General features: G+C 70.8%; 12 protein-coding genes. 6 read left to right on the top strand and 6 right to left on the bottom strand.

Features of this window, described 5'->3' with window-relative positions; translation table 11 throughout:
• Positions 1–190: 190 nt before the first annotated feature.
• On the top strand, positions 191–502 hold the full coding sequence (locus ACX114_RS31565; protein ID WP_459290703.1) for a hypothetical protein: 312 nt from the start codon (positions 191–193) through the stop codon (positions 500–502).
• A gap of 23 nt (positions 503–525) precedes the next feature.
• Complete coding sequence (locus ACX114_RS31560) at positions 526–1332, top strand: ParA family protein (RefSeq protein ID WP_459290701.1); 807 nt, start codon at positions 526–528, stop codon at positions 1330–1332.
• A gap of 55 nt (positions 1333–1387) precedes the next feature.
• Here ACX114_RS31560 and ACX114_RS31555 read toward each other — a convergent pair whose 3' ends face one another.
• Complete coding sequence (locus ACX114_RS31555) at positions 1388–2065, bottom strand: polyhydroxyalkanoate synthesis regulator DNA-binding domain-containing protein (RefSeq protein ID WP_459290697.1); 678 nt, start codon at positions 2063–2065, stop codon at positions 1388–1390.
• 168 nt (positions 2066–2233) lie between these two features.
• On the opposite strand from ACX114_RS31555, the gene ACX114_RS31550 reads away from it, so the two are divergent.
• Both ACX114_RS31550 and ACX114_RS31545 read left to right on the top strand, forming a co-directional pair.
• Positions 2234–4492: a zinc-ribbon domain-containing protein gene (locus tag ACX114_RS31550; protein ID WP_459290695.1), complete on the top strand. Its 2259-nt coding sequence runs from the start codon at positions 2234–2236 to the stop codon at positions 4490–4492.
• Positions 4493–4498: 6 nt separating this feature from the next.
• Entirely contained in the window at positions 4499–5290 is a 792-nt protein-coding gene (locus ACX114_RS31545) for a hypothetical protein (RefSeq protein WP_459290693.1), read from the top strand.
• Here the strand turns inward: ACX114_RS31545 and ACX114_RS31540 are convergent.
• On the bottom strand, positions 5287–5511 hold the full coding sequence (locus ACX114_RS31540) for a twin-arginine translocase TatA/TatE family subunit (protein WP_043322039.1): 225 nt from the start codon (positions 5509–5511) through the stop codon (positions 5287–5289). The two genes, ACX114_RS31545 and ACX114_RS31540, sit on opposite strands and share 4 nt — an antisense overlap.
• Positions 5512–5630: 119 nt before the next feature.
• On the opposite strand from ACX114_RS31540, the gene ACX114_RS31535 reads away from it, so the two are divergent.
• Positions 5631–6347, top strand: coding sequence for a glycerophosphodiester phosphodiesterase (locus ACX114_RS31535; protein WP_459290691.1), 717 nt, complete (start codon positions 5631–5633; stop codon positions 6345–6347).
• On the opposite strand, the gene ACX114_RS31530 is transcribed toward ACX114_RS31535, so the two are convergent.
• The 3 genes from ACX114_RS31530 to ACX114_RS31520 form a co-directional block, all read right to left on the bottom strand.
• On the bottom strand, positions 6348–7256 hold the full coding sequence (locus tag ACX114_RS31530) for a hypothetical protein (RefSeq protein WP_459290689.1): 909 nt from the start codon (positions 7254–7256) through the stop codon (positions 6348–6350).
• Positions 7257–7455: 199 nt separating this feature from the next.
• Complete coding sequence (locus tag ACX114_RS31525; protein ID WP_459290687.1) at positions 7456–10704, bottom strand: MXAN_5808 family serine peptidase; 3249 nt, start codon at positions 10702–10704, stop codon at positions 7456–7458.
• A 217-nt stretch (positions 10705–10921) separates the two neighbouring features.
• Positions 10922–11743 (bottom strand): EI24 domain-containing protein, encoded by an 822-nt coding sequence (locus ACX114_RS31520; protein ID WP_459290685.1) that lies wholly within the window; start codon positions 11741–11743, stop codon positions 10922–10924.
• 59 nt (positions 11744–11802) lie between these two features.
• Between ACX114_RS31520 and ACX114_RS31515 the strand changes: the two genes are divergently transcribed.
• Entirely contained in the window at positions 11803–13140 is a 1338-nt protein-coding gene (locus tag ACX114_RS31515) for a glutamate--cysteine ligase (RefSeq protein WP_459290683.1), read from the top strand.
• A gap of 49 nt (positions 13141–13189) precedes the next feature.
• Here the strand turns inward: ACX114_RS31515 and ACX114_RS31510 are convergent, their stop codons facing one another.
• Positions 13190–13813 carry an outer membrane protein gene (locus tag ACX114_RS31510; RefSeq protein WP_459290682.1) on the bottom strand — a complete coding sequence of 208 codons (624 nt, stop codon included), beginning with the start codon at positions 13811–13813 and terminating at the stop codon, positions 13190–13192.
• Positions 13814–13876: the final 63 nt, after the last annotated feature.

Raw genomic sequence — 13876 nt, 5'->3', positions numbered from 1 at the left:
CGCGCGAACCGTAGGGATGGGCTCCCGGAGAGTCAACGAGAGTCCACGAGCGGAAATCCCCAATGTTGCCCTGCTTGACACGTCGCGTTGGCCCCTCCCAGAGTGCGGCGTCCTCTTCCTGACGTCCCGCCTGTCCCGACGGCCAAGATGCCGTTTGCGCGGTGGGCCGGACCTGAACGGTTCCAAGACCATGCTCAAGAACAACCCGGTGATGAAGAAGCTCGTGGAGACGGGCGAGGAGCGCGTGGGCAAGCTCGCGCAGCAGCTGCTCTCCAACGAGAAGTTCGTGGCGGCGGTGCAGACGCTGGTGTCCCGCTCGCTCGCGGCGAAGGGGACGCTGGACTCGGCGCTGCGCACGGCGCTGTCCGCCATGAACCTGCCGTCCACGGCGGACCTGGAGCAGTTGCGCTCCAAGGTGGACGACCTGGAGAAGCTGCTCGCGTCCGTCGAGGGCAAGGTGGACACGCTGGTGTCGAACACGTCCTCGAAGAAGAAGGGGTAGGGCGCGGCACGCCCTCAAAGGCCATGCGGCGCATCGCGTTCATCAACGAGAAGGGCGGCACCTGCAAGACGACGCTCGCGGTGAATACCGCCGCGTGGCTCGCGCTGGAGCAGCGCCGTCGCGTGCTGCTGGTGGACCTGGACACGCAGGGCCACGCGGGCAAGTCACTGGGCGTGGACGTGCGCACGCTGCCGCGCAACGTCTTCCACCTGCTCACCGACCCGGAGGTGTCCCTGGCCTCCGTGGTGCGCCCCACGGGCGTGAGCGGGCTGGACGTGGTGCCCGCGTACAAGGAGATGGCGGACTTCCCGGTGGTGGTGGCGCAGGACCCGCGCCGCGCGCACCGGCTGGCGGACCGCATGCGGGAAGCGGAAGCCGCAGGCTACGACCTGGTGCTGTTCGACGCGCCTCCGTCCATGGGGCTCACCACGCGCAACATCCTGGTGGCGGCCACGGAGGTGGTGGTGCCGGTGGCGCTGACGTACCTGGCGCTGGACGGGTGCGCGGAGCTGGCGGACACGGTGCGCCAGGTGGGCGAGGCGGAGGGGCGCACGGATCTCCGCGTCACCCGGGTGGTGCCCACGCTGTACCGCAAGACGGCGCTGGCCACGGCCATCCTGGAGCGCCTGCGGGCGTACTTCCCGGACGCGCTCGCCGCCACGCCGCTGGGCTACAGCGTCAAGGTGGACGAGGCGCAGAGCCACGGGAAGACCATCTGGGAGTACGCACCCCAGAGCCCGGGGGCGCGGATGCTCGCGGCCATCGCGGCGGAGATTCACGGCGGGGCCCCTCCCGCGAAACGGAAGCGGGCCCGGTCGAAGGTGGCCTGAAGCGCCTTCGCGCCCGCTTCCTCACGGGCGCCACGGCGTTCAGGCCCGGGGTGCTTCAGGACGCGCTGCCGTCCTTCTTGTCGCCCTTCTCCACGGCGTCGAGCTTCTTCTCCAGCTCCTCCAGCCGCTGCGAGAGCGCCTGCATGTCGCGGCCCAGGGCGGGGAGGTTGCCGGTGAGGTTCTCCACGACCTGCTTCACGCGCTCGTCGATGCGGCGCTGGAAGTCCTCGAAGGCGCGCTGGCTGGCCTTGAGCAGCTCCGCCGGGTTGAGGCTCGCGGCGTTGGCCTCGGCCTGCGGCGCGGGCGCGGCGGCGGGGACCTCCGCGGGGGGGGCCTCCTGCGGGCTGCCGTCCTCGCGGCGCAGCAGCTTGTCCAGCCGCTGCTCGGCCTCCTCGCGGATGGAGGCCACGCGCGGCGAGACCTCCTTCTGGATGAACCCGGAGATGGACTCGCCGGGGTGGCGGATGATCTCCCGCAGCACCGACAGCGGCATCTGGTTCTTCTTCTTCTCCTCCTCGAAGATGATCTGCGCGAGGGTGACGGAGGTCAGGTCTTCCTTCGTGCGGTTGTCGACAATCCGCACCTCGGTGCCCTCCTTGATCATCGCGGCGATCTCATCGAGCGTGACGTACCGGCTCTCCACGGTGTCGTAGAGCTTCCGGTTCGTGTAGCGCTTGATGATCTTCGGCTCCTTGGTGTTGCTGGGAGCGTTTGCTTGCTCGGCCTCGCTCATGTCTGTCGTCTCCGACCCCGGCTGCGCCTTGGCATTTACTGGTTTACTTCTTGATTTCCAAAGGGGCGAACCTCGTATCAAAGGGGTTGGAAGCGAGCAAGTTACCCGGGTCCGACTCGCCGTGGTTGACGGGTGGGCCTATGCTCCGAGTCCCCCCGACCCGACCCCATGATCGTCCAGTGCGAACAGTGCCAGACGCGGTTCAAGATCCCCGACGAGAAGGTGACGGAAAAAGGGGTCAAGGTCCGCTGCACCAAATGTCAGAACACCTTTCGGGTCGCGCGTGAGCCCGCGCCGGCGCTGAGCGCCCCCCCGCCAGCCGTCCCCCCGGCCGAGCAGGCGGACCCGTTCCAGGCGTTCGGCACCGCCCCGGAGCCCACCGGGGAGGTCACCCGTCCGGGTGCCGCGTACTACGCGCCGGGCGCCCCCGCGGTGAAGTCCCAGGTCCAGTCCTGGGGTGACGTGGATGTGGACATCGACGTGGACGCCCCGCAAGCGGCCCCCGGCCGGGCCCCCGCCGCGCCGGGCGCCGCCGGGGCGATGATGCCGTTCGACCCGCCCACGCCGGTTCCGGGTGTCGCGTCCCGGCGTCAGGCGGCCCCGCCGCCGCCTCCTCCGAATCCGGTCGTGCCGGACCTGGATGACCCGTTCGCGGACTTCATGCTGGATGGACCGGCGCCGGGCGCTCCGGTGGCCGCTCCCCCGCCGGCCGTGGCTGCTCCTCCCGCCGCGGCGCCCCGCCCGGTGCCTCCGGGGGCCTTCGCGCCTCCGGCTGCCCGGGCCGCGCCTCCCGGTGCGTTCGCGGTGGGGAACACGGGTGCGCCCCGTCCGGCGGCCGTGGCTCCGAGCGGACCGGGTGCGTTCGCCGCAGAGGCCTCGCCTCTGGGAGGACCTCCGAGGCCGGTGGCACCCCGGGGGCCGGTGCCTCCTGGCGCCGTGGCTCCTCCGCCTCCCGGCGCCGCTCCTGGGCGTGCCGCCATGCCTCCTGGGGCCGTGGCCCCTCCGCCTCCTGGCGCCGCTCCGGGGCGCGCCGCCATGCCTCCTGGGGCCGTGGCTGCTCCACCTCCTGGTGCCGCTCCCGCGCGTGCCGCCATGCCTTCGGGGCCGGGCGGGGGCCCGGCCCCGTCGGGCGGTGCTCCCGCGCGGGCCGCCATGCCTCCCGCGGGCGCTCCCGTCGCGCGCATGCCCCTGGCCTCGGTCCCTGCCGGGGCGTCACGGCCCGGGGCCGCGCCCGTGGCCTCTCCGGGGCTGGCCGCCGCCGGTTCGACGGACCTCGCGCCGGATCCGCTCTTCGACTTCTCCCTCGATGCTCCGGCGGCCCCGGACGCGGCGGCCCTGCGCCATGCCGCGAACGTCGCCGCGGCACCTTCGCCCAGTGGCGCCACGGCGGTGGGGCCGGAGGTGTCCACGCAGGGCTTCGAGAGCGAGGATCCGTTCGCATCCATCGACGTGGCGGCTCCGTCCCCGGGCCTGTCCGCCGCGCCCGAGGACACCCACGTCGGTCCGGATCCGTACGCCGCGCCCGGGGATGCCTCTGGCGAGGACACCCACGTCGGTCCCGAGCCGATGGGCGACCTGTTCGACTTCTCCGGCGCCGGGGCCTCCGGCGAGGAGGGGATGGCCGCCTCCGACACCGGCCGCGCCGCGCTGCTGGGAGACGTGCCCGCCGAAGCGGGCGTGGAGGAGCCCGGCGGCATCTCGCTCCTGAGCGACGTGCCGGCGTACGACGACGGCGACCCGTTCAAGATCACCACGCCCCGCCGCGAGGTGGTGGACCTGGCCAGCATGCGCTCCGGGCCGGCCGTCACCGTGGCCAAGCCCTCCGCCCGCATCGAGGACGTGGGCATGCCCCAGCGGCGGATGCCCGGCCGCGCGCGGAAGCTGACGGGGCTGGTCCTCAACCTCACCATCGCCACCGCGCTGGTGGTGGCCCTGGGCGCGCTGGGCACCATGTACCTGCGCGACGGCAAGGTGGACCCCTCCACGTTGTCCCCGGACCGCCTGCGCACGCTGGTGATGCCCGCGTCCCGCCCGTTCATCGCGAGCGACGTGTCCAACGGCCTCTACGAGACGCGAGATGGCCGCATGCTCTTCGTCGTGCGCGGAGAGGCGGAGAACCGCACCGGCGCCGCCGCGGCCGTGCGCGTGCGCGCCGCCCTCTTCGACGGCGACCAGCGGGTGCGCTCCACGGAGGGCCTCGCGGGCGCGCTGGCCACGCCGGAGGAGCTCCACGCCATCACCACCCGCGAGGACGCCACCGCGCTCCGCCAGCGCATGGACGCGGCGTCCCTGCCGGTGCCGCCGGGCGGCAAGGTGCCCTTCCTGGTGCTGTTCCAGGAGTTCCCCGCGGACCTCACCGGCCACCGGCTGGAGGTGACGCTGGAGCCCATCCCCTCCGAACCCACCGCGGACCGCACGGGAGGCTGAAGCGTCATGTCCACGCTGGAGGAGGCCCGCGCGCTCGCGCGCAACCTGCACGCCCTGGGCGGAGGCGCCCTCGTGCGCCGCAAGGCCGCCGCGCGCGAGCTGGCCCGGCGTGAGCCGTTCGACACGAACGAGCTCATCGGCCACCTGCTGGCGCTGTCCCGCGCCGGTCAGGCCCCCGCCACCTGCGTGCTGTCGGACTTCCTGGCCGCGCTGGACCAGGAGGCCGAGCACATCCCCCACGTGGAGGCGCTCCGGCGCATGGCCCACGTGCAGTCGCTGGAGGCGGTGGCGGACCTCTTCGCCCAGGGCCCCGCGCGCAAGGAGCTGGACGCGGACGCCGCCGCCCGCGCGGATGCGCAGGCCGCCAACCAGTCGCTGGGCCACCTGAAGCAGCAGGCCCGCCTCACGCGCGACCCGGACGTGCTGTCGCGCCTGGCCACCGTGAGCAACCCGGCCGTGCTGCGCAACGTGCTCATCAACCCGCGCCTCACGGAGGAGCTGGTGGTGCGCATCGCGGCGCGCAGGCCCGCGCGTCCGGAGCCGCTCGTCGAAATCTGGAAGTCGCCGCGCTGGTCCGTGCGCCCCAAGGTGCGCCGCGCGCTCGTCTTCAACCCGTACCTGCCGCCGGAGGTGGGCGCCAAGCTGGTGCCGCTGCTCGGCACCGCGGACCTGCGCGAACTGGTGGAGGACACGGGGCTGCTCCCCGCCCTGAGGCAGCAGGCCGCGCGCCTGCTGCTCGCGCCAGCGCCCGGCAGCCCGCCCGGCCCGCTGGTGCTCCCGACAGGGGAGGAGTTCTAGGAGCGGCGGTCCTTGGAGGAGCCTTCGGTGTAGTCCGCGTCGGTGGTGCCCCGGCGCGAGTGGGGCAGGTGCTTCACGTCCACCAGGTCCTCGCCGCGAGACGCCTTGCGGAACGAGTAGACGAACTTGCCCACCGCGTTGCCCAACTGCCCCATCCGGGCGGCCGAGAAGACCACCAGCAGGATGAAGCCGAGGACGAGGAACTCTCCGGTGCCCAACATGCGTCGGACACTGCAATAAACCCACCCGCGAGGCAAGTCGCGCCACCGCGTCCGCCCCTGGACGCGCCCGCCACGTTGGCGCTGCGCACGGGGGGCGTTTGAGCGCACACTGCGCGCCCATGCTCCTGCTCGCTCACCGTGGTGCCAGCGCCGACGCTCCCGAGAACACCCTGGAGGCCTTCGCGGAGGCCGTGCGTCAGGGCGCTGACGGCGTGGAGCTGGACGCCATGGTGTGCGGCTCCGGCGAGGTGGTGGTGTGCCACGACGAGCGCCTGGACCGCCTGGCGGGGCAGCCCTGGGAGGTGCGCACCACGCCCTGGTGGAAGCTCTCCCGCGCGGACGTGGGCACGCCCCTGGGCTTCGCCCCCGCGCGCATCCCGCTCCTGGAGGAGGTGCTGGACGCGCTGCCGGAGCACTTCCTGGTCAACATCGAGCTGAAGTGCGACCGCTTCGACGACGGCGGCCTGGCGGCGGGCGTGGCGCGGCTGCTGGGCGACCGCGACCTGTCCGGCCGCGTGGTGGTGTCCAGCTTCAACCCGCTGTGCCTCTTCCGGCTGGCGGCGGTGGCGCCCACGCTGCGCCGGGGCTTCCTCATCGACCCGGACAAGCCCTGGGCGCTCCAGGCGTACGCGCTGAGCCCGCTGGTGTCCTCGCACTCGGTGCACCCCTTCCACGAGGCGTGCACCCAGGAGCGCGTGGCGGCGTGGAACGACGCGGGCCTGCGCGTGGCGGCGTGGACGGTGGACGACCCCCGGCGCGCCCGCGAGCTGCGGGACCTGGGGGTGTCCTACCTCATCACCAACCGCCCGGGCCGCGTGCGCGAGGCCCTGCGCTGACTAGAAGTCCAGGCCCAGCGTGGTGTTGAAGGCGAAGACAGAGGGCAGGTCGCGGCTGCCGGCGCCCTCCTGGTCGAAGCTGCCCAGGTTGGTGAGCGAGATCTCCGCGCCCAGCTGCAGCACGCCGCCAATGAAGCGCGCGCCCGCGTAGAAGCGCGGGGTGAGGTTGTCGCCCGCGTTCACCCGCGAGTACGGCGCGGTGTTGGTCAGCGCGTCGCGCGAGTCGTTGCCGCCCGTGTCCGCCTGGGTGCGGCCCGGGTCGAAGTCCAGCGTGCGCGTGGTGGCGCTGACGAAGTTCAGGTCCAGGCCGCCGTAGGGCGTGAGCGTCACCATGCCGCCCAGCGGGAACTGCTTGCCCACGCCGATGTCCAGGCCCGTGGTGGTCAGGTCCAGGTTGTGCGCGCCGAACAGCTTCGTCACGTGCAGGCGCAGGCCCACGTCCGGCAGGTAGGTGAAGCCCTCGTTGACGGCCCACTTCAGCTCGCCCGTGGCCGTCACCATGCTGCTCTTTTCAATCCAGCCCACGCGCCCGCCCAGCTCCAGCGAGAAGGGCAGGCCCTTGCGCACGTGGAGGGACGGCACCAGCACGGAGCCCGGCTGCTCGGCCTCCGTGGGCAGCTGCACGTCGTCCGGGAGCGACACGACGGACAGCTCCGCGTTGAACGCGAAGCCCGAGTGGCCCGTGGTGCGTGGGGGCATCAGGTTCGCGGAGGTCATCACCGCGCCGAACGTGCGCGCGAAGGCACGGAAGTCCGCGCTGGCTTCGGCGAACTGCGTGTCGGTGATGATGGAAGTGGCGCCCCGGCGTTCGACGCCGAAGCGGGAAAGGACCAGGTCGTTGTCGTCCGCATGGGCCGCGGCCCCGGACAGCGCCGTCGCAAGCACCAGCCACCGACTGAACGTCCGCATGGGGGAATCACGCCTCCGGGACGCATGCCGGCCAAGCGGGCGCCCACCTCCGGCGGACCCTAAATCGGCCCTCGATGAAGCGTCAACAAAACGGGCGGCCCTCCTCCAGGGAAACGCTCCCCTGGTGTGAGGGGAGCGTCCGCTGGAAGCGAGCCGCCCGTGGGTCAGGCGCTCCGGGGAGGGCCCCGGAGGAGGATTCCTACTGGCGCGGCTTCACCGGCGTGGTGGCCGCGGCGGCGGGCGTCGTCACCTTCTGGGCCACCTCCGCCGGACGGCGGCGGATGACCAGGGTGCGGCGGCTGGCGAACTCGGTGCTCTCACGGGCCACCACCAGCACGTTGTTGTTGCCCTCCTTGAGCGCGAAGTCGGAGGTGAACTTCAGCGTGTTGGGCTCGCCGCCCTTGGGGTCCACGGCCTTGAAGTAGACCTTCTGGTCGTTGACCAGCACGTAGACGTCCAGCAGGCCGTTGGGGTCCTTCACCGCGCCGGTGAGGGTGAACTTGTCGCCGTTCACCACCACGCCGCCGTGGGACGGATCCACGTCCAGCTTGATCTCCGGCGGCTGGTGCGTCGTCGTGTACGCCACCGTCTTGGGCGCCGCGGCCTTGCCGGTCTTCACTTCCTTCGCGTCCTGGGTGCGCACGAAGGCGAAGCGGTCCTTCTCCAGCGCGACCTTGTAGAAGCCCTTGGTGGTGGCCTCCAGGGCCAGCGTGGCGCCCTGCGGCAGCTTCGCCACCGGACGCGCGTCCGCGCTGGGCGAGGCGAACAGCTCCGCCTTGTCCGAAAGCTTCACCAGGCCCTTCTTCGCCTCCAGCGGGGCGACGGGGCCGTCCTTCACGGGCAGCTGGAGCTTCTCCAGGACGAACTCCTCCAGGGGCTCGTCCAGGATGGCCAGCTTCAGCGGGAAGGTGTCGCCCTTGAAGGCCTTCTTCAGGGACACCTGGAAGCGCGCCGTCTTGGTCTCACCGGGCTTGATCTCCCCCAGTTTGAAGCGGCCCTTCTCGATGAAGATGTTCGCGTCGCCGCCGTTCTTGATCTGCGCGAACGAGTCCAGCGCCGGGCCCACGCCCGTGTTGGTGACGTCCATCACCACCGTGACGTCCTCGCCGCGCTGCACGACGCCGTCGCCGTTGCACTCGGCGCAGTCATCCACCACCTGCCAGTTGAAGGCGAACGTGGGGCGGGGCAGCTCCACGAAGGACAGCTCCGACACCAGGGTGTCGCGCAGCGCGCCGTTGTCGTCGAACAGCTTCACCTTCACGTCGTCGCGGCGGCTGGTGAGGTCCTTGGGCAGGCGCACCTGCACCTTCCAGGACTTCTTCTCACCCGGGGCGATGGCGCCGAAGAGGAACTCGCGGCGGTCGAGGAACGCGTTGTCGCTCTCCGTCCAGCCACGCACGCGCTTGAGCGGCTCGGTGCCCTTGTTCTCCACGTTGATGACCATGTCCAGCTGCTCGCCCGCCAGGATCTTGGCGTCGGCACCCGGGGAGAAGCTGGCGTCCAGCTGCACGTTCTTCGGCGTGGGACCGGGGCTCCAGTCCAGGCCGAGCGCGGCGATGGCGTTGTTGATGCGCTGCTCCTCCTCGTTGCGCTTCTGCTCCACGAACTGCTTGCCCTTGGCGAGCTGCTCGGCGCGCTTCGTCGCCGGGACCTTCAGCACGAAGTCGCGGGCGAACTGGACCTCGAAGTCCTCCTTGATCTCCTCCTGGGACTCCGCGTCCAGCTGGTCGTCCAGGTCCTCGCCCTGGCCGGCCACGTCCACGTCCAGGAGCGGATCATTCTGGCCGTGCTCCTTCTTGTCCTTGGCGCCGGTGCCCGGCTTGGCCGCGACCTTCTCCTTGGGCTCTTCCTTCTTGGCGGCGGCCTGGGCGGCCTTCTCGTCCACCTTCAGGTACTTCAGGCTGGTGCCCGGCTTCTCGCGGTCCAGCACCTCTTCGCGCTTCTTGGCGACGGTGGAGGACTCCGGGTTGCCGAAGTGCTGATCCAGGTCCGCCTCACCCATGGACTTGCGCGGCGCGAACACGTCCACCCGGTCCGCGGTGACGCGCGTGGGCACGAGCTGGATGTCCGGCACGATGCCCACTTCCTGGATGGAGACGTCACCCGGGGTGAGGTACTTGGCGATGGTCAGCTTGAGCGCGCTGTCGTCCGGGAAGTCGTAGAGCACCTGCACGCTGCCCTTGCCGAACGTCTGGCGCCCGATGATGACCGCGCGGTCCAGGTTCTTGAGCGCGCCCGCGACGATCTCAGACGCGGAGGCGCTGCCCGCGTTCACCAGCACCGCGATGGGGTAGGTCTCCTCGCCGTCCGTGGGGCGCGCGCGCTTCTCCTCGCGCAGCTTGTCGCTGAAGCCCACCGTCGCGACGATGGTGCCCTTGGACAGGAACGTGTCCGACACCTGGATGGCCTGCTCCAAGAGGCCGCCCGGGTTGCCGCGCAGGTCGAGGACGAGGCCCTTGAAGCCGCCCTTGGCGTCCGCCTGCTTGCGGATGTCCGTCAGCGCGGCCTCCAGGTCGCGCGTGGTGTTGCCCTGGAAGTTCTTCAGGCGCACGTAGCCCACGCCGCCCGCGAGCAGCTTGTGCTGCACGGACTCAATCGAAATCATGGCGCGCGCCACCGTCATGTTGCGCGGCTTGTCCCAGCCGTCGCGCTCCACGGTGATGGTGATGCGGCTGTCCACCGGACCGCGCAGCTTGGACACGGCCTCGTTGAGGTCCATGTTGACGGTGGACTCCTCACCAATCTTCTTGATGCGGTCGTCCTTCTGGATGCCGGCGCGCGACGCGGGCGTCTTGGGCAGCACCTTCACCACGGTGAGGTTGCCCTCCTTCATCTGGATGACGAAGCCCAGGCCGCCGAACTCACCCTTGGTGGAGAGCTTCATCTCCCGGTACAGCTCCGGGCGCAGCAGCACCGAGTGCGGATCCAGCGTGGAGAGCATGCCGTTGACGGCCGCGTACTCGATGTCCCGCGTCTCCTCGATGGGACGCATGTTCTTGGACAGGAAGTCGAACACGTCCTTCAGCGCGAAGGACATCTTCCACAGGGAGTCCACGTGGGAGATGTCGAACTCCTTCTGCTTGCCGTTGACGTTGACGTTGAGCTTGCCCGTCTCCGGGTTGCCGTCCACGAGCACGTCCGGAACGCTCTTCTCCACGTACTCCAGGGAGGCGATCATCATCTCCTTGGGCTTCACCCGCTTGGGGTCGACGTAGTTCTCCTTCACGTAGAGGATGACCTTCGTGAGGACGCGGAGGCTGTTGAGGTCGTGAGGGGCCTTCTCGCCCTTGCCGGCGGAAGGCAGCGCGCCGTCCCAGGAGTCCTGCCCCGCCTCCGCCGCTCCCACGGTGAGCGGGAGGGGGGCGCGGTCACTGCCTGCGAATGCCCAGGCCCCCAACAGAACGGCGACGGCGGTGATGCGGCGGAAGATACGCGGCATGCGGTTCATCCCAGCTGGGGCGCGAGAGGCGCCCCGGGTGATGCGTGAAAAGCCCTGTGAATCCGAACGGTTCGACGTGAGCCAAGGGACCTGGCAGCGGCCGGGCAAGCCTAATCACGGCTTCCTGGTGCTTCAAGGCATGGCCTTGTCACTAGCGACCGAGAACGTCTGCCGCAGGCAATGCGTTCCCGATCGGCCCGGACGTACGGACAGCCGGCGTCCCCCTTTATTTCGCGTCCCCCCGGGCATCCGCCCGGGCATCCGGCGGCGGGGGCAGGTCCCCGGTCTCCCGCAGGGCCCGGTAGAGCAGGGTGCCCCCGATGATGGCCACCGGGAGGAAGAAGGTGTTGAGGATGGGCACCCACAGGAGCAGGTAGACGCCCGCGCCGAAGCCCAGGCAGAGGGCCCGGCGCTCGCGCAGCATGCGGCGCACCTCGGCGAAGGGGTACAGGTGGCGCGTCATGGGCGCGGCCAGGTGCTCCGCCGCCATCCAGAGCATGGTCCACAGGCTGGCCAGCACGGTGAACGCCACGCTGCCCAGGCCCGGGACGAAGTTCAGCGGCAGGAGCACCGCCAGCCCCAGGAAGAGCAGCGCCATGCGGGCGAGCGTGTGCAACAGCCCCGTCGTCAGGCCCCGCAGGAAGGAGGCGGGTGAGAGCACGGCGTCCGCCCCCGCACACTCGGCCTCGGTGGCTTCCGACACCGGGTCCTGTAGCGGCGTGAGCAGCAGGGGCGGCACCACGTTGGCGCCCACCACCCAGGCGACCAGCGAGCCCAGCACCAGCGCGGTGTACCAGCCGGCCTGTCCGTACCAGGACTCGGGGCGGGCCCACACGGACTCCAGGAGTCCGGGGGCGTAGCGGTAGAGCAGCACGGCCAGTCCCACCAGGGCGATGGCGGTGAGGACCGCGCACAGGCTGGAGAGGAGGAAGAGGCGGCGCGAGCGGAAGATGAGCTTGAAGGCCCGGCCGAGCACCCCCACGCCCTGGAGGAAATCCGACAGACGGGGTCGCGGGGACAGGGTGGGGACGGGGGATGCAGGGCGCATGGGGTCGGGGTGCTCAAATGAGGGCAAGGCCAACGGGCCCCGTTATATAGGGCGCCCTCATGTCCCTCGACCTCAAGCGCGTGGCCTCCGAGCCCCTCACTTCCACTGCTCCCCTGGTGGAAGAGCTTCGCAAGGCGGAGAAGCCCCGGACCGAGCATCGGCTCGGGCTGGAGCACGAGAAGTTCATCTACCCCGTGGGGTCCGCCCAACCCCCGACCTACGAGGGACCGAGCGGGATTGGCGCCCTTTTGGAGCGCATCGCCCCGGGCGGCTACGAGCGCTTCCGCGAGACGCCCCAGTCGCCGGTCATCGCGCTGCAGCGCGGGATGGCGGCCATCTCCCTGGAGCCGGGCGGGCAGTTCGAACTGTCCGGCAGCCCGTTCCGCACGGCGCGGGAGGCGCACCAGGAGAACCTGGTGCACCTGAAGGAGACGAAGGCGGCGGCCTCCGCCCTGGGCCTGCGGTTGGTGGCGCTGGGCTACCGGCCGGTGGGGACGACCGGGGAGATGCCCTGGATGCCCAAGACGCGCTACCAGGTGATGCGCCGCACGCTGCCGGAGCGCGGCCGGCTGGCGCTGAACATGATGCTGATGACGTCCACCGGTCAGGTGTCGCTGGACTGGGCGGATGAGGCGGACTGTGTGCGCAAGACGGTGACGGTGGCGCGCCTGACGCCGCTGCTGGTCGCGCTGTACGCCAACAGTCCGCTGTTGGAGGGCAAGCCGTCCGGGTACATGTCCTTCCGCAGCCGCGTCTGGGAAGAGGTGGACCCCACGCGCTGCGGCTACCTGCCGTCGTGGTTCGACGGCTCGTTCTCCTATCAGGCGTATGTGGACTGGGCGCTGGACGCGCCGCTCCTGTTCCTGCGCCGCGAGGGCGAGTACCGCCACCCGAAGCTCACCTTCCGCCAGCTCATGAAGGAGGGCTACGAGGGCAAGCCGCCGGACATGGGGGACTGGACGGACCACCTGTCCACGCTCTTCCCGGAGGTGCGGCTCAAGAAGGTGCTGGAGGTGCGCGGCGCGGACTGTACCAGCGCGGCGATGACGGGGGCCCTGGGGGCACTCTGGCGCGGCATCCTCTACGACGCGCAGGCGCTGGCGGAGGCGGAGCTGCTCCTGCCCCGGCTGAACTTCACGGAGCACCTGGCGTTCCACGACACCGCGCGCCGCGAGGGCCTGGCCGGGAAGCTGGGGCCGCACGCGCTGCACCAGCTTGCCGGGGAGATGGTGGCCATCGCGAAGCGGGGGTTGCAGCGGTTGGACCCCGAGGACGCGCCGCTGCTCGCGCCGCTGGAGGCGGTGGCGGCTTCGGGCCGGTCTCCGGCGCAGGCGGTGCTGGACGCGTGGAAGGAAGATCCGCGTCCGGAAGTGCTGATGACGCGCTTCGAGCTGTGAGGCCGTGACGCGTCCGCGGGGGCGTGAGTCCCGCGGACGCGAGGGGCGGCTAGAAGCGGCCGCCCACGGTGATGTTGCCGTTGAAGAGGCTGCCCTTGGCGTCCTCGTTGGTGCCGGGGACCTCGAAGAGCTCCTCGCCACCGACGAAGCGGTAGGAGGCGCGCACGCCGGCGGACAGGTGGCCCAGGCGGTACTCGATGCCCGCGGCCAGCGGCATCTCCGTCTGCCAGTCGTTGTTGTAGACGTCCTGGGAGCCCGAGGACGCGTGCAGGTAGCTCAGGCCCACGCCCAGACCCACGAAGGGGTGCCACTTGTGGTCGACGATGGGGCCCAGCTTGCCCATGAACGTGCCGTTGTTGCGGAAGATGTGATTGCCGCCGAGCACGCGCGCATCGTCGATGGGGATGTTCTGGCCTTCGTAGCCGACCTCCACGCCGATGTACTTCCAGGGCTGGGCGTTGGCGGTGATGTTGAAGAGCGCGCCCACGCCTGTCTCATCCCCCAGGTCGCCGGTGAAGCCGCCCAGGCCCACGCCCACGTCCAGGCCGGCCATGGCGTCCTCTTCACTGAAGCTGAGCTTGCGCGACACCTCGGTCGCATCCATCGCGAGCGCCGGCCCCGCCACGCATGTGCCGGCCACCACCAGTCCTGCCACCATTGAAGTCCGTCTCATGACCAGGTTCCTCCCGCTTGAAGTGTGGGACCTGGAATGGAAGCTGGGACGGTGGGGCCTGAC

This window comes from Corallococcus sp. M7 (assembly GCF_054512695.1).
Note: the sequence above shows the minus strand (reverse complement) of the source record. Positions and strands in the feature narration are given on the sequence as shown.